Annotated in this window: 17 protein-coding genes; 15 read left to right on the top strand and 2 right to left on the bottom strand. The window is 42.5% G+C overall.

The window, feature by feature from the left end:
• The first annotated feature begins 363 nt into the window (after positions 1–363).
• A complete protein-coding gene (locus DV872_RS16555) occupies positions 364–1950 on the top strand; it encodes a cadherin-like beta sandwich domain-containing protein (protein ID WP_114631061.1) in 1587 nt (528 codons plus the stop codon).
• A gap of 23 nt (positions 1951–1973) precedes the next feature.
• Here the strand turns inward: DV872_RS16555 and DV872_RS26620 are convergent, their stop codons facing one another.
• Together DV872_RS26620 and DV872_RS16550 are read right to left on the bottom strand one after the other, a co-directional pair.
• Positions 1974–2138 carry a hypothetical protein gene (locus tag DV872_RS26620; RefSeq protein WP_158547012.1) on the bottom strand — a complete coding sequence of 55 codons (165 nt, stop codon included), beginning with the start codon at positions 2136–2138 and terminating at the stop codon, positions 1974–1976.
• Positions 2139–2313: 175 nt separating this feature from the next.
• Positions 2314–3465 carry a tyrosine-type recombinase/integrase gene (locus DV872_RS16550; protein WP_114631060.1) on the bottom strand — a complete coding sequence of 384 codons (1152 nt, stop codon included), beginning with the start codon at positions 3463–3465 and terminating at the stop codon, positions 2314–2316.
• Between the two features lie 153 nt (positions 3466–3618).
• On the opposite strand from DV872_RS16550, the gene DV872_RS16545 reads away from it, so the two are divergent.
• From DV872_RS16545 to pnp, 14 genes are all read left to right on the top strand, one after another.
• Positions 3619–5124 (top strand): hypothetical protein, encoded by a 1506-nt coding sequence (locus DV872_RS16545; protein WP_114631059.1) that lies wholly within the window; start codon positions 3619–3621, stop codon positions 5122–5124.
• 66 nt (positions 5125–5190) lie between these two features.
• Positions 5191–6057 (top strand): hypothetical protein, encoded by an 867-nt coding sequence (locus DV872_RS16540; protein ID WP_114631058.1) that lies wholly within the window; start codon positions 5191–5193, stop codon positions 6055–6057.
• Complete coding sequence (locus DV872_RS16535; protein WP_114631057.1) at positions 6054–10427, top strand: translocation/assembly module TamB domain-containing protein; 4374 nt, start codon at positions 6054–6056, stop codon at positions 10425–10427. The genes DV872_RS16540 and DV872_RS16535 overlap by 4 nt, the downstream gene beginning before the upstream one ends.
• A gap of 85 nt (positions 10428–10512) precedes the next feature.
• A complete protein-coding gene (gene bamA / locus DV872_RS16530) occupies positions 10513–12990 on the top strand; it encodes an outer membrane protein assembly factor BamA (RefSeq protein WP_114631056.1) in 2478 nt (825 codons plus the stop codon).
• Positions 12991–13051: 61 nt separating this feature from the next.
• The gene (locus DV872_RS16525) at positions 13052–13573 is read left to right on the top strand and encodes an OmpH family outer membrane protein (RefSeq protein WP_114631055.1); all 522 of its coding nucleotides are present in this window, start codon (positions 13052–13054) and stop codon (positions 13571–13573) included.
• 14 nt (positions 13574–13587) lie between these two features.
• On the top strand, positions 13588–16155 hold the full coding sequence (mutS, locus tag DV872_RS16520; protein WP_114631054.1) for a DNA mismatch repair protein MutS: 2568 nt from the start codon (positions 13588–13590) through the stop codon (positions 16153–16155).
• Positions 16156–16188: 33 nt separating this feature from the next.
• Positions 16189–16884, top strand: a complete 696-nt coding sequence (locus DV872_RS16515) for a ComF family protein (RefSeq protein WP_147283191.1) — start codon at positions 16189–16191, stop codon at positions 16882–16884.
• A 170-nt stretch (positions 16885–17054) separates the two neighbouring features.
• Positions 17055–17507 (top strand): hypothetical protein, encoded by a 453-nt coding sequence (locus DV872_RS16510; protein WP_114631052.1) that lies wholly within the window; start codon positions 17055–17057, stop codon positions 17505–17507.
• 3 nt (positions 17508–17510) lie between these two features.
• Positions 17511–19064: a transcription termination factor NusA gene (nusA, locus tag DV872_RS16505; RefSeq protein ID WP_114631051.1), complete on the top strand. Its 1554-nt coding sequence runs from the start codon at positions 17511–17513 to the stop codon at positions 19062–19064.
• Between the two features lie 8 nt (positions 19065–19072).
• Complete coding sequence (infB, locus tag DV872_RS16500) at positions 19073–22009, top strand: translation initiation factor IF-2 (protein WP_114631050.1); 2937 nt, start codon at positions 19073–19075, stop codon at positions 22007–22009.
• The gene (gene rbfA, locus DV872_RS16495) at positions 22002–22367 is read left to right on the top strand and encodes a 30S ribosome-binding factor RbfA (protein ID WP_147283190.1); all 366 of its coding nucleotides are present in this window, start codon (positions 22002–22004) and stop codon (positions 22365–22367) included. Before infB ends, rbfA begins: the two co-directional genes overlap by 8 nt.
• Positions 22345–23295 carry a tRNA pseudouridine(55) synthase TruB gene (gene truB / locus DV872_RS16490; RefSeq protein WP_114631048.1) on the top strand — a complete coding sequence of 317 codons (951 nt, stop codon included), beginning with the start codon at positions 22345–22347 and terminating at the stop codon, positions 23293–23295. Before rbfA ends, truB begins: the two co-directional genes overlap by 23 nt.
• A gap of 164 nt (positions 23296–23459) precedes the next feature.
• Positions 23460–23726, top strand: a complete 267-nt coding sequence (rpsO, locus tag DV872_RS16485) for a 30S ribosomal protein S15 (RefSeq protein ID WP_114631047.1) — start codon at positions 23460–23462, stop codon at positions 23724–23726.
• 126 nt (positions 23727–23852) lie between these two features.
• Entirely contained in the window at positions 23853–25964 is a 2112-nt protein-coding gene (gene pnp, locus DV872_RS16480; protein ID WP_114631046.1) for a polyribonucleotide nucleotidyltransferase, read from the top strand.
• Positions 25965–26015: the final 51 nt, after the last annotated feature.

Raw genomic sequence — 26015 nt, 5'->3', positions numbered from 1 at the left:
TCTGAAGAGCAGATGCTATTTGACGACGGCTGAGATCCGACTGAATATATAGTCGAATTATTTCTTTTGACTTCTTCACGGTAATCCTCTTCTGCGGCACATTCATCTCCTGAAATCTGTTTTTCAGAAGTAGTGTGCTCTTCTTTTGAGGTTGAATGAAGTCATTAAAAAAATGATTCCGGAAATCGCTTAAAAAGTGGCAACTTTAAACCGGAATGGGTGGCAACCTTCGTCCGGAATCACTGGCAACTTTGAACCGGGATGGGTGGCAACTTTCATCCGGATTTTCTATAATGAATACATATTAACATTTAGCCTTTAGATCTCACAATATAAGAGATTATATGATTACAGGAGTTTTTTATGTATAAGTTACTTCTTACTACAGCCCTAGTTTTATTATTAGTTTCTTGTCGTGATTCACAGGATGAATTAGACAATCCATCATCAGAAAACTATTTGCTTAGTAGTTTATCAGTCTCAGAGGGAGTACTTGAACCTGCATTTAGTCCCGATACTCATGAATATACTGTTGATCTTACGACTGATACCACAAGTCTTTCTATTTATGCATCATCTGAAGAAGGCCTATCAGTCAGCATTGATGGTACTATTTCAGGAAGTAAAGTAATCACCTTATATCCTGAAGAAAATACGGTTGATGTTATTGTCACGTCAGAAGATGGGGAAAACACTTCTGAGTATTCTATAAATATAAATTGTGCACGCTATTTACGGGAACCAGAACGGTATCAATTAGATACTTCGATGCAACAAAAATTTGGATTAGTGTGTGAAAACTCAAATGGTGATAAAGTTTCAATCAGTAGTATGGTAGATACGTTATATGCGATGCATTATATCGATGGTAGTGGATTCGGACAATTAGTTGAGATTGGGTCTCTGCTTTATAATGAGAGTGATTTTGATGCGGTTATCGATTCTGATGGTAATATTCTTGTTGTATATGCTCATAGAGCTAGTAATTCATCACCAGAAATTTTTTATGTTGCCTATAAACCAGGAACAGGTTGGTCTTCTCCCACATTATTGAGTCCCTCAGGAGAAAACACTAATTCATTTCAACTGATACTGGATGAAAATGAAACTCCTATTATAAGTCTGTATACTTCAAATAAGGTTTTATCATCAGTCTTTAGTTTTTCTAGTGGATGGTCAACTCTTGTTGAAGTTGATTCTAATAATGGTGTTTATAGTAACTTACAACTAATTCAAGCAGGAGATAAGTATTATATCTTCTGGCAGAATCTAAACAATATTAATCCAGTTGTAGGTGCACAAGGTATTTACTATTCAGTTAGAACAGAAGGTGGACAGTGGTCAAATCCAATTCAATTATATAATAAAACTATAGTAAATTTTGGGCTTAATGCTGATGGAAATAGTCAGGGCGAAATTTGTATAACATTTACTGAAAGTTCATCTACTGTAAGTGGTTCTAAAGTTGTAGCGATTTACTACAGAGAAAGTTATGGTTGGGGTACACCAGTTGAAATAAGTAATTCTGTTGTAGGTGGAGGCCGAGCAGAATTGGGAATAGATGAAACTGGGAATGTACTTATAGCATACATTGGAGATGGATTAGATCAAGATACCTGGACAAATAGGTATATGGCTGGAGTTGGATGGTCTGGTCCCTCACTGACATTATCAGGTGGAGCAACAGACCATGTGGTCACATCCATAGCTGATTACACTTTCATCTTGGTTTTCAATCAGTATATTCCATCAATACCTAGTCTATTATATTACTCAATCTTCAATATATATAATGGTTGGGAAGAATTCAAAACACTTGGAGAATCCCATTATTATTTCACTGCTTTCAATCACATTTCAAAAGTTGCTAACGGTGATACAGCTATTGTTTTTGCTGGTAAGGAGTATTCATCAAGCATGATTTTATTACACCATCGATGGTACAAATAAATATTTAGTATTTAAGCTAATTTTTAACTGAGTATGATTCCCTGCTGATTTGCCGTAAATATTCCATACCTCATGGCATCCATATAATGGTCATTGATCTTGATGTTTTTCATCAGGCCTGGGCTACATTGCCTGGTACTCAGCCGGGTATAACCGGCAGCTTCAGCAACAGTTAATAATCCGTCCATTATTTCCTCCCATAGATTGCTTTGATAATACTTTTCGGTCCACTGCGATAACAAGCTCTGACACTGTGTTATCACTGTCAGATAGGACCAATGCAAGATTTCAATCTTCTCTAGAAATACTGTAATCGATTTTTTTGAATCCCGGGGGTAGGGAATACCCTACCTTTTATAAGGATCAAATTGCTCCCGGTACTATCTTAGCCTGGATCTCTGCAATCTCTTTCAAGTCTTCAGTCTCATAATGGGTGTAATAGTCTGTCATCTGAGTCGATTTGTGACCCGTCATTTTCTGCAGTTTACTGTCAGTGATATTGTTGCTTCGCATGATGGTATTGAAGTAATGCCGCCAGCTGTGAAAGGAGATGTTCTTCTCCTTTATTTCATCTGCAGTCATGCCCATTCTCTTTAATGCCCCTCTAAGGGCATAGGAGCAGCTTGTGCCATGGATGGGAATCCCCGGATTATGATCTGAAGCAAAGATGAAATCCTCCTCTGATGAATGTTCCATACTGACAAAGGCAGAGCTTAATGAAGGAGGTAAGGGAATACTTCTGACCGTTTTGGTTTTTGTCGGCGTCAACCCGTATTTGGGAGAGTACTGCTTATCGACCGTAACTATATTGTTATTAACATCCTGGTACTGTAATCCCAGGACTTCTCGTAAACGCATTCCCGTACAGGCTGACAACAGATTGGCGTAATAGCTTTTATTGTTCTGCCAGAGTTCTTCTTTTCTATTTTTACTGAAAAGGATACCCACAATTTCCCTATCCAGAATCCCTTTTACCTTGGTGCTTGATCTTAAGGGGCTGATTTTTTTACTCACATCTTCGCTGGTATGCCCTCTTCTAACCGCATCAGAGAGCATCACGCTTAAGATGTTCTTGTAGTTGTTGGCTGATGTGGTAGAGAGTCCGTTTTCTGTTAAGTGCTGCAACCAGTTTTCAATATCATTGGGTTTAATATCCGCCAGTTTCATGGATGAGAAATAGGGGATGATATGCTTTGCTGTTATCCTCAGACTTGAATCGGCATAGCCTCTTGTGATGTCCCGCCGGGTCCGTCTGTATCTTAAATATTCACACTTCTCCCAGATCCACCAATCCTTCGAAAACTGCTTGAAAGTCATCTGTCCCCCCTTTACAGGGCAAAGATTCTTCTGTCTCATCAGTTTAAAGCACAGGGCTCTGGCGGCTGACTTGGTGATCTGGCCGGTTGAAAAAGCAGCGGTTCTCTTACCAGATTCATCATAGGTCTGGTAATACCAAATGATCCGACCGGAATCCATTTTTCTGGGGAATACCGTGAAGGGCTCTCTGTATCTCATTGTTACCTTCCTTTTCGACGCGCTATCAAAACTGCTATCACGTCAGAAATTTTGATTTACAGAGAAGATTGGAAGTCTTGTAACTTGTTATCATGTATAGAATAAAACTATGTGTTGCTTTTGTCAACGATCCGTTCTATTTTATAATACACAATGCAGAAGCTGACCATACTAATCCTGATAACTCTTTTTCTGTCACCACTTCTGTCTGCAGAGGAAGAGTCTATTATTCTGGATAGGGATATTCTATATTGGAAACCCGCTGGTCCGGATCTTATAATCCCCGATACCTACTTCTCTCCGGAGCTTTTACAGTATCCTGAGGGTGCCTTCAGGAGCAGTCTCTTCTTTCCACTAAGCAGGGATGCGCAAGTTGTTTCACAGGAGAATGAGACAGAAATCAGCGATCAGGAGCTTCTTATCAACTGGACTCCTCCATCATTGTTTACAGTGGAGGAGAAGAAGAGGGATCACTCTTTTTCAGCATATGGCTCCTATCCCTATGGAAGCGGAGTTCTGCTGGAGGGACAAGGTGAACTCTTTTATTATGAGGCAGGAGCTAATTATGCTCATGGGGAAGGTCATCCTCACTGGATAGCTGCTGCTGCCGGAGTAAACAGCAGCCTTCATAATCTTGATACCCGTCTTGCCTGGAGATTTAAAGAGACTCCTTCTCTTCTATCCCTGTTTCAATGGAATCTTTCATCATCCCCCTCTGATTGGATAGAACTGAGTGGGGGAGCCGGATTTCAATCTCTCTATCTCCTGAATCCTTCAGATTCAGTATCAGACATCGGGAGTCTGGGTGGATCGGATCATCAGTGGAAGGCATCAACAGTTTTCGGTGGAGATATTAAACTGCTTTCCATGAATGCCGGAACATCAATTACAGCTGAGTACAGAGAGTCTCAGGCCGAATCATACTGGAGATTCACTCCGGAACTGGAGCTCAGTAAAAACTATAAAGGCCGGAAAGGTGACTGGAGTCTTGAAGCCGGAATCCTTGTAGACCTCTACAGTTCTGAACGTAGGGTTCAGTACTTTCCCCAGCTTCATATTGATTATATCAATTACAGCAGCTGGAGTTTTTATCTGGACAGCGAAAGTAGTGAACTGGATGACTCTCAGGTCCATTCTTTCCTTGTAGAAGAAGTATACAGTTCTCCTGAGACAGCTTTTTATCGTTATCATAATCTGGAAACAGGGTTTTATATCATAAAGGAGAGCTTCCAGATCAATATGGGTGGCGGATTTATCACAGGAACTTTTCCTGAAATAGAAGGAAACATCCTGAAATCAAACAGAAAATCACTATTTTTCATAGATTCCTCTGTCAGTTGGAAATATAAAGCAGGAAAAGTCACGGAATTAAACTGCTATGCCGATTATCAGGATAGGGGAAGTCTTCGCTTTTTTCTTGAAAATCGCTGGTTATGGAGAAAAACAGAAGAAAGATCTGCTTTCGGCATTATGCTGAGGGCAGGTAACCGTGAACTGCTGAGAGGGTATAGATATTTCTTCGACGATTCATCCGATCTGATGACCGGAGCCGGATTTGAAATAGAGTTTATCAAACCCTTGCAAACAGCAGTATATATGGATTATCTTCCCCTGAACAAAAGCATTGAGGGCCGTATTGAGCTCAGTTGGGCCTACTGAAGTTGATACTCTTAAGAGTGTAACTTTTGCATATTCCCGGTGTATTAAGGAAAGTAAGGTTAGATAATGGGATCGGATTCATCAATTTTTATGACAAGGGCTGTGTTTCTCTCACTGCTTTTTCACGTCTTTGCCCTTTATCTGATGTCATTTTTTCTGACTTTAAATCCTCCGGCAGAGGTGTTTCCAAAGATTAAGGTATATTTCACTGCATCAGCACCTGAAGTTTCAGGTTCTGAATCACAGAATATTACTGTGCAGGAACAGCCTGTAGCAGAAACAGTGAGGAAAGCTGTTAAAGAAGTTGTGTCTGCTGTAGAAAATCTGATTCCTTCAAAAGTTGATATTCCGGTAGTAGAGAAGATTGTGGAACAACCTTTGAGTGACGATCTCAATTATGAACAACTTATGCCGCTGCCTCAGAACACAGGAGATCAGGAAGTAAGACCTATAATGCAGGAGAGCACTCAGAACATGGTACAGCCTGAAGAAGTTGCAGATCCTCAAGTGAAGTCTTTTCCTGATTTGGAAGAGAATATCAGCAGTTCAGAGGCTGTTGTCCTGGATGGACAGATTGGAGAAACCGTTGAAACTCCCGGTACAAACCATGACAGTGCTGCAGGCAATAGTGATATAGCCGACCTTGAATGGACAGGAGGATCTGCAGTTCTTCGAACAGTGCCTGAACCGAATTTTCAACTTCCATATAATGCGATATTACCCGATACAATCATGATATCCTTCAGGGTACAGTCTGACGGTACAGTCAGGTTAATCAAGATACTCCCTCCGGGATCAGGACATATAAACCTGGATCAGCAAATCAGAACTTATGTAAATTCCTTTATTTTCGATTCTTTTAACTCATCTGAAGAAGATAAAATAGGATTACTTCGTCTGAGTCTCAGAGATAGGGGGGGCGGCGGAATATGAAAAAACACCACAGCCTCCTGTTTCATTTTCTACAGATTCTCCTCCTTCTTATTCTGATTGTCTCAGCCTTTCTAGGCTATCATTCAATCTCTGAGAAAATTGATACGGCTGTGGCAGAGATAAAAAGGGATCTGATTGGTCAACTGGAAACACAGTACAGCATCCGCCTGGAGTATGATTCAATCTCTCCCTCTTTTTTGAGTTCAATCCTCGTAAAGGATGTAAAAATTTATGCTGAAGGACAGTCTGAGCCTCTTCTGCAGATAGAGAAGCTGAAACTGTATCATGATCTTCCCGGACTCCTTTTTCGAGGGACTACTGTCATCAAAAGTGTGAATGCATTAGATCTGAAACTGGAAATTGATGAACAGCGTGATAAAGTTTTTATGGACAAGATTGCATCTCTGCAGGGAGGAGGCGGATTTCAAGGGCTGAATGGAATCTTTACCCAGTATATCCGCATAAGAACCTGGGAGGCCAGCTATTCAAATGAAGCTCTAAGTGCTACGGGTAAGGGAGATTCCATCAGCCTGAGGCAGCTTGGTGATTATGTCCGTGTCAGTATGGAAGGACAGGTCAGTTATAAGTCCCTTACCGGGAATTCTCAGTTTGAATATATCAGTTTGGAGACTGCCTTGAAGGGTACTATTCAGAACGATCTGAGTGCCTTTTCAATGGACAGTGATTTCAGGAAAATAGATACAAACCTTGCGATTGTTGAGAATCAGAGACTGAATATCAATTACAGTGAGGATCAATTCCGGATCACTAAGATTAAAGATACAAAGCCCTATGATTTTAATCTCACAGTAGATCAGGACGAGGTCAGAATGTCTCTTGTAGCTGAGGATTTTTCCCCATCCCTCCTCATATACTTCAATTCTGAACTAGAAAACCTTAATCCCTGGCTTGAAACCTCTATGAGTGGAAATGCAGAATTCCTTCTTGAGAGAGAAACAGGATTTGTTGAGTATTCCTATGAAGGGGCACTGGTGCTCAGCAATGAGAAACTTCCTTTTCCTGTAAGGGTTACCATGGATGTGGAGGGTGATGATCTTCATGTTACAACCGAAGAACTGAGGATCTCCACCCCCAGGGGAAGTGCCAATCTGGTTGGCCAGTGGGTGTTCCAGAACGGTTTTCCTGAAGGTTCTGTCCATCTGAGTAATATAAACCTCGTGGGGGATGAAACGCTCAGTGGAGAATTGCTTCTCCGTAACATAGATGAATATCTATCCATCAGTTCCAGGAATCTGAGACTTTCTGACGGCAGTAGCCCCGGATCTGTCAAATCTCTTATTTATCGGAATGAAAAGAACTATGTTTTCTCTTTGATGACAGATCTGGCACCGGGTAACGGGCATCGGGACCGTGTTGTTCTTGATGGCAATTTTTCAATGGCCGGGGGGGTCAGTATCCAGTCATCTTTCAGGGTAGGTGATGTGCTTGTTAGCAGTCTGTTCCCTTATATTCCACAGGGTGCCGCTGATACTCTGGAAAAATCTTTTTCCGGGCTTCTGCTTCAGTCGGAAGGTACTCTGAGTTTTTCATCTGGTAATCTGATAGTGCAGCTCAACCGTTTTCAATCATTTATGCCTGATGGTTCAAAAAGTATTTCCATAAGCGGGTTTTACGGGGATAAAAAGCTGGATCTCCATTCTGTCGAGATGGTCTGGGATGGAAACTATCTGCTTGGATCAGGACAGGCCAGTTCTCTTGGACAGGGTCTTTCTATAAGCAGTGGATGGAATCTGAATAACAACAAATATGAACTGAACGCTCTGTATCAAAACGGCCAGCTGTCGGTTAAGGGTAATCACGGTCTTAAACTGCAGTTTGCTCAGCAGGGAGGCTCAAGTCTTCTGGGGACTTTTACAGTGAGTGATTTCCCTGTTACCTGGAACGGTCAGGATATTCTGGGGTCAATGAATCTAAGAGGAAGGTATGAAAAGGAAAACTGGGAAGTCTTTTTAAGCGATTCTTCTTTTAAGTGGACAAATTCAAAAATTTTAAGTGATCCTGAGCTGAATTTAACCGCCTTTTTTGCTCCCGGTGTGGCAAATGTTTTTTCTTTGAATTATGGAGACAGCTACTCCCGACTGAATGGAGAAGGGAGTCTCTTCTATGATATTGAGAATGATATCTATAATGGATCCCTTGTTCTTGGCGAATCCGGTAGTGGGCAGGATCTTGAGAATTATGATATTTACGCTGCCTATAGTGATGGCAAACTGTCTCTGACTACCCAGGTCAATCAGGCTCGTACAGAGCGCTTCTCTTCTTTAAATATGACTGGACGTGTTGATTCAATAATCACAGTTCAAGGCTCTCTGGATTCACCCGTTGTTGAGGGATCAATCGATGCGCCCCAGCTGGAAATGAATCAAAATCCTTTTGCAGTTAGAGCAAATCTCCGCCTCAGTTCAAGAAAGCTGGAATTATATGATCTGAATATTCAGAGGAATAATTTGTATCTTAAACGGGGCCTGGGGGTTTTTGATTTAACAGACGGATCACTGGTCTTTACCACATCCATCGCAAACAGGGCTGACAGTGAAGATGATTCTCAGAATCGCTTCTACCTGGAGACCGGCTTTTCTGTGAAAGCTGAAACAGGTTTGTCTATTGATTTTAAAAATATTGAGGTACCGGTTCTGGAAGATTTCAGCGGTCGTTTCAGGGTTCATCCCGTAAAATGGAACGGTTTAACTACATTTGCATCGAAAACTGTGGATTTTTCAAGAAAGGGTTCCTTCTTTGAGAGTATTCTTCTGGAAGATCCTGAGCAGTTTATCCGCTATAACAGTGATAGTGGAAAAATCTCTGCGAATCTGAAAAAGAGTTTTCCCCTTGCCATGTCTGTAAATGGACGGCTTTCTGCAGATGAGATAGATCTGAATATCGATAATCTGTCGGTAGACCTTAATATGGTCAACTATGTAATGCCCAACGATACGGCTCTGGAAAACCGCTATGTCGTCTTTAAGAAGGGCAGTGTTATGGAAGGTTCTGCTCATATCGGCGGAACAATGGAAGATCCTGTTTTTAACGGTAAGCTGGGTTCAAAAAATTTATTTGTTCTCACACCCTACACGGAAGCTAAAATTGAAGAGACTTTTATTGAGGCTACCATTGTTGATGATCTGGTTGAGACAAATGAGTTTTTTATTCCCATTGGAAAGGGCGGTATCCGTGCCCAGGGGTATATGACAATGAGGGGCTGGGGAATCAAGGATTACAGTCTTGATATTTCAGCAGAAGGATCACCGGGAACTCCTATTGCCTATAATGCCTATGGTCTACAGGGTACGGGTGCTATTACCGGACAGTTCCGCTTCCATGGGGATAACAGGCAGGGGAATTTTGAAGGAAGGGTTGTCCTTGATGAACTCGTAGGATCTTTCGGTGAAAAAACCGAGATTAAGGCCAGGAATACAAATAGACGAAACAGATATGCATTCAGATTGAATCTGGATATTGTTACGGGTAAGAATGTTCTTTTTGTTTTGCCGAATCCCCAGGTTGAGCTTGTGCGGGCAACTGCGGAACCCGGTGAATTACTGAATATTTCTGTTGATTCTCTTAATAAGACTCTTTCCATGACCGGGGGGATTACAATCCGAGATGGTGAAATCTATTATTTTGACAGAACATTTGAAATCACAGACGGGTCTCTGAACTTCAATGAAGATGAGGATACATTCAACCCCTTCTTGAATATTGAAGCAGAAATTGATACAACCGATGCAAGCGGATCTGATGTGACCATCTTTCTGGTCTATAGAAATCCGGTTCGGGATGATTTCGTTCCTATCCTGAGATCTAACCCCTCAATGCCTGAGGATGAGATCACAGCCCTGTTCGGACAGAGTTTGATTCCCGTAGATAGTTCGGGGCAGGTGGATGTGTCGAGTCTGCTGCTGGCTACTGGTGGAATGGTAAGCCAGTATGGTTTTGTCCGTCCTCTGGAACAGTCAATAAAAGATTCCCTGAATCTGGATACAGTAACAATCAGGACTGAGATACTGGAGAATGCAATTATTGATCAGTTGAACCGGGAAAGTTCGACAACCGATGCGGGTACCACTTTCAGTATGACAAAATACCTGGATGACACCAGTATTTACATGGGGAAATTTGTCGGTGAGTCTCTGTATTTTTCAGCCGGTATGGTTGTTGATTATGACCAACTATATGGTTTAGGATCATACCTTAACGGAGTTAAGTTCGTTCCGGACCTGACAATTGAGATGCGGACACCGTTTTTTCTTGTATTCTGGAATTATAATAAGAGAAATGCCTTCGATTTTCATAATACTGATCCGATGAAAAATAACGCGATCGGTTTTGAATGGCGGTATTCATATTAAAAATATTTTTCCTCTGAAGGCCCTAGGGTTCTTACGAGACAAACATCAAAACTGTAAATCAGTCTTGGTAGCTTAAGGAGATTTGATGCTTAATAAGAGATGGACTGCCTTCCTGGTACTGTTGATTTTACTTGGAACAGTCACCCTGTCAGCACAGACTGCAACTGAGTGGTATACGAACAAACAAATTATTGATATACGTTTTACCGGTTTAAAGACAGTGTCTGAAACCGAATTGAATGGTATCGTAAGACCTTATATTTCAAGACGGTTTACAGATTCTCTTTCCTGGGAAATCCAGGGGAAGCTGTATGCTCTGGAATATTTTGATCTGATTCTTCCTCAGGTTATCCCCGGTGATGATAACAACAATACTGTTGTTATCGAATATCAGGTTAAGGAAAAACCTGTTGTTGAAGAGATCATCTTTACAGGAAATAACCGTGTAAGAAAAGGTGAGCTTAACGACACCATCCTTCTCACTAGAGGAGATATGGTAAACAAGTCTTCTATCCGTCTGGATGGTCAGGCTCTGAAATCCCTTTATATTGAGAAAGGTTTTGTAGATGCTCAGGTCGAAAGTAATATCGAAAAAGATGAAGAAACAAATACGGCCACAGTCGTTTTTGACATTCAGGAAGGTTCTCAGACTACGATCAAGGAGATCCGTTTTGTCGGTAATGATCTTCATGTGACTTCCAAAACACTTCAGGGACTGATGACAACTAAGGCACAGTCTCTCTTTAATAAGGGTCTCCTTATGGAGAATGAACTGCAGGAAGATGTCCGACTGATAGAGAATTACTACGGTGACCGCGGTTTTATCGATGCCGAAGTAAGTGATATCAACAAGGACATTGCCAAGGATGAAGAGACTCAGACAAATAACCTGATTATTACCCTTGTGATTCATGAGGGCAGTCCATATACATTCTCGGGTATCGAATTTGAAGGTAATACACTTTATTCTTCCGCTGAGCTTCAGGCAATGATTTCTCAGGATACGGGAAAGATTTTTAACAGAACCAGATTTCAGTTTGATTATCAGAAAGTTACTGATATCTATTATGAAAACGGATATATCTATAATACTTTTTCCATTGAAGAGAACCGGGATGATGTAAATTTCACCGTAAGTTATATGGTTAATATCATTGAGCGGGACCGGGCTCATATCGAGAACATCGTAATCCGTGGAAATGAAAAGACAAAAGATCATGTCATTACCAGAGAGCTGCCTTTTGAGGTGGGAGATGTTTTCAGCAAGGCTAAAGTTATGGAAGGTATCAGGAACCTGTACAACACTCAGTTCTTTTCCGTGGTAGAACCCCAGACTTATCCGGGCAGTGAAGATGGTCTTATGGACCTTGTTGTTGATATTGAAGAGGGTAAAACAGCTGATATCGTATTCGGTCTCTCATTTTCCGGAGGTCAGGATTTTCCTCTGGCAGGTAATATCAAATGGAATGACAGAAACTTTATGGGAACCGGTAGAACCGTCGGTGTGGATTCTACTTTCTCTCCCGATAATCAGAGTCTCTCACTTCAGTACTCAGAACCCCATATATTCAACTCTGACTGGGGTGCCGGTGTAGACCTTACATACAGACACTCAAATAAGAGCAGAATTTATCAGGATCTGAATGGGGATGGTGTTGTTGACCCTTATGTTGATGAGGCTGATTTTGAAGATGCAAATAAAATTGTACCTACAGATTACCTTATGGAATATTCCACACATTACGTATCGACAGGTCTGAATACAGGTTATACCTGGAAAACCAAAGTAGGTCGTTTTAATCTTTATTCAGGTATCAGAGGCGGTCTGGAATATGTTGATTATGATGATGAAATTAACAGACCCTGGAGCCAGGGTGTACGTGAGAATCTTGAAACCTGGAAATATCATGACAGTTACTGGCTCAAAGGTGCCTGGGATACAAGAGATTTTGTAGGTAATCCCTCTAAGGGATTTATCCTTAGTCAGACAACAACACTTGCAGGTATATTGGATATTTCCAGTAAGAACTTTTTGAAATCAGTTTCAAGAGGGGAAGTGAACTTTACCCTCTTTGATATTCCTGTAACAGATTCCTGGAAATTTAAATCGGTTCTCTCGTTCAAGTCCGCCTTCTCCTATCTGGCTCCTAAACCATGGAATCCGATTCCTATCGATCCTCAGGAAGATGGATTTTATGCAGACGGTATGTTTGTTGCCAGGGGTTGGTATCCCGAATCTGACGGTCAGTCATTGTGGGATAATACAATTACACTGAAATTTCCAATAGTTCCCAACATAATAGCCTATGACTTCTTTCTGGATGCTGTAGGCCTCTGGAAATCACAGGATCAGCTTACACATGCTCAGCTCAGTGATATGAAGTTCAGCCTTGGAACGGGTATCCGCTTTGACAACCCTCAGTTTCCTATCGGTATCTATCTTGTAAAAAAGTTCAACTTCGATGAAGATGGATCTGTGAACTGGAATCCCGAACCTGATACAGTAACTTTTAAAAATGGAAATCTGGATCTTGTTATTTCTTTCGGAATTGATATTTACTGATAATGTACAGAGAGAAGCTGTCTGCTGATCTCTGTGCATCTCAAAAATACAGGAGATTTAAATGAAAAAAGCACTATTTCTTACACTGATAATAACTCTGATTTCCCTTCCGGTGTTCAGTGATACCATAACAAAAGTGGCAGTTCTGGATTATTCAAAGATTCTTTCCGCCTTCTATAAGGATTCCCAGGCAGTAAGAGAACTGGAAGAGATGAAAACTCAGTTTCAGCAGGAGATTGAGCGTATTCAGAACGAAGTGAGTATTCTTGAAGAGAGAAAGCTCAATGCCGAAAATAATGGAAATACATCCAAGGCTCTTGAGCTGGATAATCAGATTTTTGAAAAAAAGAAATTCCTGCGAGATTATATCCGTGTTAAAAACAGTCAGCTTACTGAACTCAATAAATCTCTGAGTCAGAATAATAATCTGGTCCGGGAGATCAGAGAAGAAGTAGAGTTTATTGCCGAAAGCAGCGGTTATTCTCTGGTAATTAAGAAATCAGATCCCAACCTTCTATGGTGGAGCTATGAGGTCGATATTACTGAGCAGGTTCTCCAGAGACTTCTGACAAAAATGCGTTGATTTTTAAATAATATATGTCAGAAACTACACCAATGATGCGTCAGTACATGTCCATCAAGGAAAAACATAAAGACGCGGTTTTATTTTTCCGGATGGGGGACTTCTATGAGATGTTCCGTTCCGATGCGGAGGATGTAAGCCGTCTCCTGAATTTGACATTAACTAAACGCCATGGAATTCCCATGTGCGGAATTCCATATCATGCGGCTCCGAATTATATTGGCCGGCTTCTTAATGCAGGACGCAAAATTGCTATCTGTGAGCAGATTTCCATTCCTGCAAAGGGGATTGCCCAGCGGGATGTTGTCGAAATTATCACACCCGGTACGGTGGTGGATGAATCCTTTCTGGATAAAAGATCCAACAATTATCTTGCCGCCATAGGGAAAGTTGGAAAGGTCATGACATTTTCATATGTAGATCTCTCCACTGCAGAATTTTTTGCATCTTCCTGTGATGATGATCATCCTGAAGAGTTTATACGCAAGGAGCTCAGCAGGCTTGGACCCCGGGAAATCCTGATTCAAGAATCCCTTATGGACAGTGCCTATTACCGTTCTCTCAATGACAAGGCAGGTCTTGTCCTGAACAGGATACCCGATTGGCTATTTGATGTTGAGACCAGTTACAGACAGCTGACAGAGCAGTTCGAGCTGGCTAATCTCAAGGGATTCGGCTTTCAGTCGGATGATCCCGCTCTTGCAGCCGCAGGAGTTCTTCTTGAGTACCTGAAGGATACTTCAAGACATTATCTAACCCATCTAGGCGGTCTGAAAAAATACAGTGAAGATCTGTTTGTCTCATTGGATGATGCTACCCAGAAGAATCTGGAGCTGCTCCGCAATATGGATGACGGTTCAGCTTCATTTACACTGTTGTCTGTTCTGGATGAAACATCCACCTCAATGGGTGCACGAAAACTTAGGCAATGGCTCCTTAATCCTCTGCGAAGCGCAAAGGGTATTAAGGAGAGACTTGATGCTGTAAGCGCCATGTACAGAAACCAGATTCTCCTCTCTGATATAAGAAATGTGATGAGTCATATTCTGGATATTGAGAGGCTCAGCACCAGGATCGGTCTGGATAAAGCACATGCTAAGGATTTGCTTTCATTAAAGAATTCTCTGGATAAAATATCTGAGATAGAAGCCATACTTGATCGTTCCGATGATTTCAAAGCTCTCTGCAGTCCTGAAGTACAGCTGAAGTTGAGAGATATCTGCAGCCTCCTGGATCAGTCCATCATGGAGGAGCCGTCTATTCTTCTTACAGAAGGGCGGTTGATTCGTAATGAATACAACTCAGACCTCGATAAATTGCGGGAATTGAAAAATAATGGACGTGCTGTACTTGATGATTATCTTTGTGCAATCAGAGAAGAGACGGGAATCACCAATCTAAAACTGAAGTATAATAAAATCATCGGTTACTTTCTTGAAATATCCAAAACCCAGAGTGATCTTGTTCCCGATCATTTTATACGCCGTCAGTCATTGGTAGGCGCCGAGCGTTATTCCACAGAAAAACTTTCTGATCTGGAAAGCAGTATCAACTCTGCCTCTGAAAAAATCGTCGACCTGGAAAAAAAGCTCTTTATTGCTATTCGTGACAGTCTTAAACCACAGATACCTCTGCTTCAGGGTATATGTACGAGTCTATCAGAACTGGACTGTTATGCCTCTCTTGCCTATACAGCAACTATCAGGGGTTATATCTGTCCTGAGATCAGGGATGATAAATCACTCCTTATAGAGGGTGGACGCCACCCTGTCGTAGAAGCTCATCTGCCTCAGGGTGAGTTTATTCCCAATGGACTTGATATGGTCACAGACAGGACATCCTTTGCCCTGATAACAGGTCCCAATATGGCAGGAAAATCAACTTATCTGAGACAGACAGCCCTTATTGTGCTGATGGCTCAGATTGGCTCCTTTGTTCCTGCCGATCATGCAGTGATCGGAACGGTGGACAGAATCTTCTGCCGTGTAGGTGCTTCGGATAATCTGGCCAGAGGAGAATCAACCTTTCTGGTCGAGATGAATGAGACCGCTCATATTTTGAGAAATGCGGGTGAACGAAGTCTTGTTATCATGGACGAGATAGGCCGTGGTACCAGTACAAATGATGGACTTTCAATAGCCTGGAGTATTGCTGAGTATCTATTGGATGAAATACGCTCCAAGACTCTCTTTGCAACCCATTATCATGAACTGACCAGCCTTTCACATGATAATCTTGTTAATTTGTCCCTCACAGTACAGGAGACAGGTGAAGATATTGTCTTTCTCAAAAAAATTAAAGAGGGACCGGCAGGAAACTCATACGGTATTCATGTTGCTTCACTGGCTGGACTGCCGGACAGTGTTGTCTTCAGAGCAAAGCAGATACTCAAGTCTATGGAATTACAGAAAGAAGGTGACGTTCTTAATGTTCCCGAAGCCGTGACTGTTCAGGAACAGCAGGATCTCTTCAGTCCCGATGAGATGGTCCTTGATCAGCTCAGATCAGTCAATATAAGCGGTATGACTCCTCTTGAAGCCCTCAATGTTCTCAACTCTCTCCAGGAAAATCTAAAAAAATAGAAGTGTCAGATCGATTCCTTCCGTCAGAGAGTCATGAATATATTGTCAATTCTTGAAAATAGAAGCTGTTATCTCTGCGGGAGCCCTGATGACGGGCGAAGCGGTCTGTGCTTTGAATGTCAGGATCATATTAAACATAGCAGTTTGAAAAAGGGAACTCTCTGTCCCCGATGCTCTCAGCCTCTTCTTTCAAATGATCCTCAGTTCTGTCCATTCTGTCACTCTGTTCCCGGTGTGGAGCAATTGCACTCTATTTCATATTTCAATTCATATATGAAGGAACTGCTTACCCTGTTCAAATCTGGAAAAATGCCCTGTCTCCGCTTCTTTTTCGCATCACTTATATATGAGTATTTAAAAAAAGAGGGGCTCCTTGATGCAGTTCTTGTTCCCGTGCCCCCCAGGAGGGGGAAATTTCGGGATCAGGGCTGGGATCAGGTGGATCTACTCTGTAAAACCCTTAAGAGAAGTTATAGGATAAGAATTGAAAGAATTCTTGAGAGGACAGACAGAATTCAGCAGAAGACTTTGAGCTTTGAGGAGAGGGAACAACATATGAAGAAAATTCTCCGCTACAAAGACTCTACGGTTAAATTAGAGGGTTTCAGGGCAGTTATTCTATTTGATGACATCTTTACCAGCGGTGCAACAATCAGCGCTGCTGCTGAGCTATTGGGAAAAAAGTATACGGGAGAGCTGTCGGCACTGGTTCTTTGCTCCGTAATATAGACCCCATCATCCATTTATGAACCCCTTCTCTTGTTGACACTATCCTGCGCACTTGGTATATTAATCACAAATTAAATGGCATCCGAAGTGAAGAGCCCCTCTAAGGCTCTTTTTTTTGTACTTTTTTTATTTCAGAGGGTACTTTAGGATGCGTAAGAGGCAGGAAATATTTGAATGATATCAGCTCCAGAATTATTAAAGATCTGGAACCTGTATTAAACACAATGGGTATTGCTCTTGTTGAAGCCAATGCGGCTGTCGTCAAGCAGGTATATAATGTCCGTCTGGTCGTTTACAAAGAGGAAGGTGTTTCTCTCAGAGTCTGTGAGGATGTTCACAAAGTATTACGTCCCCGTCTGGATCTTCTTGTTGAATCAAGGGACCTTTCTCTGGAAATCACTTCTCCCGGTATAGACCGGAGAATTAAAGGTGCACGAGAATACGCCATTTTTCAGGGCAAATACGTCAAAATCCTCCTTGAGGATCAAAATGATTGGATTTCTGGAAAAATCGAGGAGTCAGATGGTAAAACTCTGATTCTAAAAGTCGGCGATGAAAATAAATCATTTTCTCTGGATTCCGTAAGGAAAGGAAAACTGGATTATACAATGGAGGCCCGTTAAGCTATGACATCAGATTTCGCTGAATCAATACGTCAGCTGCAGCAGGAAAGAGGCATTACAGAAGAATTAGTTCTCAGTACAATTGAGGACTTTTTGATGGCGGCATACAAGAGAAAGTTCGGAACTTCCGACAACGCTATTGTTCGTTTCACAGATGATAACTCAAATGTGACTATTTATGCAAAGAAAAGAATTGTGGAAGAGGATGATTACTATGATCCTGTCTGTGAGATTCTTATTGAAGATGCTGTAAAATACAACGAGGAAAGTGAACTTGGTGATGAGCTTCTTATTGAAATTGATCCCAAAGAGTTTGACCGTCTGGCTGTACAGTCTGCAAAGCAGAGAGCACGTCAGGATCTAAGAGAGATACAGAAAGATACCCTTTACTCTGAGTTCAAGGATAAAGTCGGTGAGATGATCATCGGTTATTATCAGAGAGAAAAGAACGGTAATATCTTTGTAGACCTTGGAAGAACTGAAGGTATCCTTCCCAAGAGATTCCAGTCTCCCAGAGAAGAATATAATCAGGGTGACAGAATTAAGGCGCTTATTTGTGAAGTAAATAAAACACCTTCAGGATTACAGATCGTTCTTTCAAGAACCCATTCAGATTTTGTTAAACGGATATTTGAACTGGAAGTTCCTGAGATTTACGACAATACTATTGAAGTACATAAAATTGTTCGTGAAGCGGGTTACAGAACCAAAATCGCTGTTTCATCCAATAGAGAAGATGTAGATCCGGTAGGAGCATGTGTCGGTCTAAAGGGTGTAAGAATTCAGGCTATCGTAAGAGAGCTGGAAGGTGAGAAGATTGACATCCTTAAGTTTGATGCCGATCCTATCTCATTTATTAAAAATGCTTTGTCTCCTGCAGAGGTGATCGATGTCGTCGTTGTTGACGGTGCGAAACGCCAGGCTCTGGCAATTGTACCTGAGCAGCAGCTGTCACTTGCCATTGGTAAGCAGGGACTTAATGTCCGTCTGGCCAACCGTCTTGTGGACTGGAGCATTGATGTTAAGACAGAAGAGCAGTTCGAAGAAATGGATATGTCTCAGGAAATCTCCAGAGCAGCATCCGAACTCTTTAATATGGATGAAGGAAACGATGAGGAAATTACACGCATCGAAGAACTTCCCGATATTCCTGAAAGAGTATCTGCAATTCTAAGAGAAAATGGTATTGATCTGATTGAAACTCTGGTTAACATGAATCTGGAAGATCTCAAGTCTTTTGATGGAATCCATGATGATGATGTTGCTCTTATCAGAGGAATCATTGATGATAATGTGGAAATAGTGGAAAGCGACAGTGACGAAGAACTGGAAGAAGATGTCATTGAAGAGGATGAGGCGTATGAATGTCCCGAATGTGGAGCAGCCATCACCCTTGATATGACAGCATGTCCCAGCTGTGGAGTCGGACTGAGTTTTGAGATAGAAGAAGTCGAGCAGGATGGCGAGGATGAATCTGAAGAAGAGGATTCCGTAGAGGTAAATTCCGTTGAGGAAGAACCCAGTCAGGATGCTCCTGAAGATGACAATCAGGAATAAGGTGGCATATGTCAGAAGATTTAGAAAAAAAAGAACCTAAAGCAACACTCATTAAGCATAAAAAGGCAGATGTAGCACCTCCTATAAAAGAATCCTCAGATTCCAAGAAAAAGGTTGTTGTTGTAAAGAAAAAAGTAGTAGTCAAAAAGGCCCACAAGGTCGTGGCTACAAAAGATATCAAGGCTCCTGAAAAAGCGGCTGAAGCTCCGGCTTCAACTCCGGCTGCAACTCCGGCTGCAACTCCGGCTGCAACTCCGGCTGCAACTCCGGATGCAACTCCGGCTGCAAGCGCTGCGGAACCTAAGGCAGCAGTTACTCCCGCTGCCGGAACCGGTGCTCCCGTCAGAAGACCGGCTCAGCCCCGTAATCCCGATAGAGTGAACAACTCAAGTCGCGGTGGTACAGGCCGGGCAGGGAATCTGAGTGGTGAAAAACCCAGAACTACTCCCGGTAGAGCAGGGAATTATGCGCCCGGCGGTAGAAATTTTGACCGCAATCAAGGCGAAGAAGGCAAGACTCAGAGTCCGGTTCAGAGTCCGAGCCAGAACCAGAGTCCGAACCAGAGTCAAGGTCAGAGTCAAGGTCAGGGTGGTTATAGACCCCAGTCCCAGGGCAGTGGTTACAGACCCCAGTCTCAGGGTAGCGGTTACAGACCCCAGACCCCGGGCGGCTACAAACCTCAGAGTCAGGGCAGCGGTTACAGACCTCAGAGTCAGGGCAGCGGTTTTAGAGCTAAGATTGAAGGTGGTTACAAGCCGCCGGTAAGTCAGGGCAGCGGTTACAGACCTCAGCGAGAGGGTGGATATAAACCTCAGGGTGGTCAGGCCGGTCAGGGCAGTGGTTACAGACCTCAGGGCAGTGGTTACAGGCCCCAGGGCCAGGGTGCTCAGGGTAGTGGTTATAGACCCCAGGGCCAGGGCGCTCAGGGCGGAGCTCCCAATAGAGGCGGTTTCAAACCCCAGGGTCAGGGCGGTGCTCCTAACCGAGGCGGTTTCAGACCCGGTGGAGGCGGCGCACCTAAGGAATCTATTTCCGATGCGCAGAAATCAGCTCCTAAGAAGTTCTTTAAGAGTAAGAAGGGCGGACCCAGAAACTATCAGAAAAAACGTGAACAGAATACAGAGAAACTGTATCAGATAAAGAAAAAGACTATTAATACTACCAACCCGGTTCCGAAAGAAATCGATATCATGGAAGTAGTAACAGTTTCCGAACTCGCCAGAAAGATGAACCTCAAGGCATCGGATCTTATTTCCAAACTCATGGGAATGGGAATGATGGTAACTATAAATCAGCAAATAGACGCTGAAACAGCTACCATTCTGGCAGATGACTATAATTGTAAGGTTAAAATCGTTTCTCTTTATGATGAAACTATTATTGATACTGAAAAAGATGAAGAAACTGATCTCAAGACCCGACCTCCTGTCATCGCAGTTGTCGGTCATGTCGACCACGGTAAGACAAAACTTCTAGATGCCCTGCGGGATACGGATGTAGTGTCTTCTGAGCATGGTGGTATTACACAGCATATCGGTGCCTATACCATCAAGACAAAAGCTAATCAGGATCTGACCTTCCTGGATACTCCAGGTCATGCGGCGTTTACTCTGATGAGAGCCCGTGGTGCACAGGTTGCGGATATTGTTGTACTGGTTGTTGCCGCTAATGACGGTGTTATGCCCCAGACAATTGAAGCCATCAACCATGCTAAGGATGCGAAAGTTCCCATCGTTGTTGCAGTAAACAAGATGGACCTTCCCGATGCTAATCCCGACAGGGTTAAACAGCAGTTGTCTGAGTATAATCTTATGCCCGACAGCTGGGGTGGTACTACACAGTTTGTTGAACTTTCAGCACTGAAAGGTGAAGGTGTTCAGAATCTTGTTGATATACTGATACTTGAATCTGAAATGCTTGAACTGAAAGCAAACTGGGATTGCCGAGCCGAAGGTAAGATTATTGAATCCAAGGTTGATCAGGGACGTGGTATTGTATCTACAGTACTTGTTGAGCGTGGTATCCTTAAAGTTGGAGACTGTTTCGTTGCCGGTGTATTCTCCGGTAAAGTAAGAGCAATGTTTAACTATAAGGGTGATAAAGTTACAGAAGCTACACCTTCAATGCCAGTAGAAATCCTTGGATTTACGGGGATACCTAATTCAGGTGATCCCTTCCAGGTAACAGAAAATGAAAAGATTGCCCGTCAGTACGGTGACAAACGTCAGGAACTGAGAAGACTTGAAGGTGCTAAAAATGTGAAGAAAATCACATTGGATAACCTATATGATTCAATTCAGTCCGGATCTGTTCAGGAACTCAATGTTATCATCAAGGGTGACGTGCACGGATCTGTAGAGGCTCTGCAGCAGGCTCTTGAAAAACTCAGTACTCCTGAAATCAGACTTGTCTGTAAGCATGCAGCTGCCGGTGCCATCATCGAAAATGATGTTAACCTGGCTGTTGCCTCCAGCGCAATTATTATCGGTTTCCATGTAAGACCCACTCCTAAAGCCCAGATGGTTGCGGAACGGGAAAAAGTGGAAATCAGAAAATACAACATCATTTATGATGCGGTAGAAGATATTAAGACTGCCATGGAAGGAATGCTGACACCCGATCTGGAAGAACAGGTTGTTGGTAAGGTTGAAATCCGTGAAACTTTCAAGGTTCCCAAGATCGGAGTTATTGCAGGTTGTATGGTTACTTCAGGTATTGTTACCAGAAAAAGCAGTGTCCATGTAATCCGTGAAGGAATCCAGGTCTATACAGGAGCTTTAGCATCGCTGAAACGCTTCAAGGATGATGCCAAGGAAGTCCGTGAAGGATTTGAATGTGGTCTTTCCGTTGAAAACTTTAATGACATCAAGGTCGGTGACGAACTTGAAGTCTTTGAAATGAAAGAGATAGCCAAAAAGCTGGGAGAACCTACGGCCAGTGAATGATTTGAGAATGAAACGGGTTGAAAGTCTGATCCGGGAACAGGTGAGTACTCTGATAATGAATCAGGAACTTAAAGATCCCAGGATCAACACTCTACTCTCTATTACATCTGTTAAGGTTTCTAATGATCTCTCCTCCGCGAAGCTATATGTTTCGGGGCTGGAAGGTGAGGCTAAGCTGAAAAAGAGCGTTGCTGCTCTCAATCATGCTGCCGGATTTATCCAGAACAGAGTCGGTAAACAGATCAGGATGAGACTTACACCTAAAATGCTGTTCCTTCCTGATACATCTGTCCGGGACGGTTATATGCTGAACCAGAAGATTGAACATCTGTTACATGATAAAACAGAAGAAGAATGATACAGGAATAATCTCTTCACCGCTGCCTGTCGGCGGGGGAGGGATTATATTTTTACATAAGAAACCGGGTGTTACTTCCTTTCAGGCTCTTGGACGCATTAAAAAAGTCCTGAATACCGGGAAAGTAGGGCATACGGGAACTCTTGATAAGTTTGCCGAAGGCCTCCTTATTCTTCTGACCGGAAAATTGACCAGGATGAACGCCCTGATCACCGATCTGGATAAGGAATATGAAGCACTGATCCGCTTCGGAAGAGAAACTGATACCCTGGATCCAGAGGGTGAAACAGTTGCCGAAGCCGATCCTCCCTCACTTGAGGCCATTGAATCGGTCATACATCAGTTTAAAGGTGAAATATCTCAGACTCCGCCCCGTTATTCCGCTATTCACATAGATGGGAGAAGGGCTCATGAGCTTGCCCGAAGCGGTAAAGAAGTGGAGATGCCTTCCAGGGAAATTACAATCCACGATATTGAGATTCTCGGATATGAGAATAATGATCTGAAACTAAGAGTTCACTGCTCAAAAGGGACCTATATCCGTTCTTTGGCCAGAGATATCGGAACAGCCTGTAATAGCAGAGCCTATGTTCAGGAACTGGTACGGACAGCTGTTGGACCATTTTCTTTGGATACTGCAGTGGATGTGGAGAATTTCAGAGGCCCCGCAGATTTTTATTCATGGGAAGAATTCTTTTTGAAGCTGGGAAATTCCAGAATACTAACGTTGAATGAGCTTGGTCTAAAGAGAATGAAGGATGGAATCCCCTTCAGGAAGGAATTTTTATCGGTACCTGCTCAAGATTCAATTGTTCTTAAAAATGACGAAACGGAGTACCTGCTGCTTAAAGACAGTGAGGGTATTTTGAAAGCGGTTCTGGAGTATAGAGACGGAAGATATCAGTACAAAATAAATCTTTGTTCTTAAAGGATTTCACTTGTAGTCTATTTATCTGCAGAACTGAATCTAAGATTGACTTTTATACTGATTTCGGTAATATTGTTAGCTCAGGTGCTGATTTCTGACAGGGCGTTGCTCTGCTTTCAATCGGTGTATGCCTGTTATATTTTTATTAGGAGTGTTAATTAATAATGTTAACCAAAGAAGACAAACAGAATGTTGTTGAAGAGTTCGGAACAAACGGTACAGATACCGGTTCTACTGAAGTGCAGATCGCTCTTCTTACAAAAAGAATTGAAGATTTAATGGATCACTTTAAATCAAACAAGAAAGATCATGCTTCAAGACGTGGACTGCTTAAAATGGTAGGTTCCCGTAGAAAGCTGCTGAAGTATCTTAAGAGAAAAGATCTCGAAAGTTACAGATCACTTATTGCTAAACTCGGTCTTAGAAAATAAGAAAAACCCGGCCTAAGTGTCGGGTTTTTTTTATAAAAGATCGTTTAAGAAAAAACGGCTGCTATTAAACCGGGGGGAGGCTCCGGCTTGTTGCAGTCGTAGATGTTAATCATCAAAGGAAATTATATGGAAACTTTTAAATTTCAACTCGGTGAAGATGAAATCATCCTGGAAACAGGTAAAATGGCTAAACAGGCTAATGGTTCCGTTTTGGCCCGCTGTGGTGGATCTGCTGTTATGGCAACTGTCTGCTGTGGTTCAGAACCAAAAGAGGGACTCGATTATGTTCCCCTCTCAGTAGATTACAACGAGCGTTATTACGCTGCCGGTAAAATTCCCGGTGGATTTCTCAAAAGAGAATCCAGACCCAAAGACAAGGAAATCCTTGTATCCCGTCTGATCGACCGTCCTATGAGACCCCTTTTCTATAAGGATTTCGGACGTGAAATTCAGGTAGTACCCATGACTGTTTCAACAGACCAGGAACATACTCCTGATGTACTGGGTATGATTGCAGCATTTGCTGCTGTTATGATTTCAGACATTCCCTTTAACGGACCCGTTGCGGCTGTTAGAGTTGCTTCCATAAAAGGTGAGTACATCATCAACCCGACATTTGCACAGATCGAAGAGGGAGAGCTCGATATTATTGTAGCCGCTTCTAATGACGGTATCTGCATGGTTGAAGGTGGAGCTAACGAAGTATCAGAAGAGATGATGCTCGGTGCCATTCAGGCTGCTGAAAAGACTCTTGCTGATCTCTGTGACTTCCTGGCCGATATGGCTGCGAAATGCGGAAAAGAAAAACTGCCCCTGGTAGAAAAGACCATCAAACTTGAGAAGTGGGACGTAATGTACGCCGAAGCTTTTCCCCAGATGGAAACTGCAGTATTCATGGACGGTAAGTTCGAAAGACGTGATGCCATCAGGGCTATCAAGAAAGCAATGCTTGCCAAGTACGAAGCAGACATTCCTGAAGAGCAGATTAGACTGGTGGGTGACCTTTTCGAAGAACTTGAAAGAGTCATTATCAGAAAATCCATTATTGAAAAGAATGTCCGTTGTGATAAACGTGCCAGTGACAAAATCAGGGACATCTCCTGTGAAATCGATATGCTGGACAGAGCTCATGGTTCTGCACTGTTTACTCGTGGTGAAACTCAGTCTCTGGGTGTTACCACTCTAGGCAGCGTTCAGGATGAACAGATCATGGACGATATCGATGGAGACAGAAGAGCTAACTTCATGCTTCATTACAATTTCCCTCCCTACTCAGTAGGTGAAACAGGAAGATTGGGTACCGGACGCCGTGAAATCGGTCATGGTCACCTGGCTCAGAGAGCCATAGAAGGTGTTCTTCCTTCCAAGGAAGAATTTCCCTATACTATCCGTGTCGTTTCAGAAATCCTGGAATCAAACGGATCTTCTTCACAGGCTACAATCTGTAGTGGATCACTGAGTCTTCTGGACGCCGGTGTTCCCCTTAAAAGACCTGTTGCCGGTATTGCCATGGGTCTTATCAAGGAAGGGGATGACTTTGCTGTTCTCTCTGATATTCTTGGTGAAGAAGATCATATGGGTGATATGGACTTCAAGGTTGCCGGTTCTGAAGAAGGAATCACAGCTTTCCAGATGGACATAAAGATTCCCGGAATCAGCATTGAAATCATGAAAAAAGCACTTTCACAGGCTCTGGAAGGACGTCTGCATATCCTTAAGATCATGAACGAAACAATTTCTGAACCCAGCAGTGAAGTGTCTGAGTTTGCACCCAGTGTAACTTCCTTCAAGGTTGATGTTGATAAAATCGGACTCCTTATCGGACCTGGTGGTAAAAATATCAAGGGTATGGCTGAGAAGAGCGGTGCAAAGATCAATATCGATGAAGACGGTACTGTAAATGTTTTCTGTAGAGAAAAGAAAGGTACCGATATGGCTGAAGCCATGATTAGAGGTATGATCGAAGAACCCGAAGTAGGAACACTTTACAAAGCCGTTGTAAAACGTATTATGGATTTTGGTGCCTTTATGGAGTTCCTTCCCGGTAAAGAAGGTCTCTGTCATATTTCCAAGATTTCTGCAGAGCGTGTTAACAATGTTTCCGATGTTCTGAAAGAAGGTCAGGAAGTTGAAGTTCGTCTTATCGAAGTAGATAGAATGGGCAGAATCAATCTGAGTGTCGTAGATGCTCTGGATAAAAACTGGAAATCCAAATCCGGTGGTATGAACCGCAGATAATTATTAAGCAGATTAAAGGGATTTTCATAAATCTCTGATATGCTATAATCA

The sequence above is a fragment of the Oceanispirochaeta sp. M1 genome (assembly GCF_003346715.1).
Taxonomy (GTDB): Bacteria; Spirochaetota; Spirochaetia; order DSM-2461; family DSM-2461; genus Oceanispirochaeta.
Note: the sequence above shows the minus strand (reverse complement) of the source record. Positions and strands in the feature narration are given on the sequence as shown.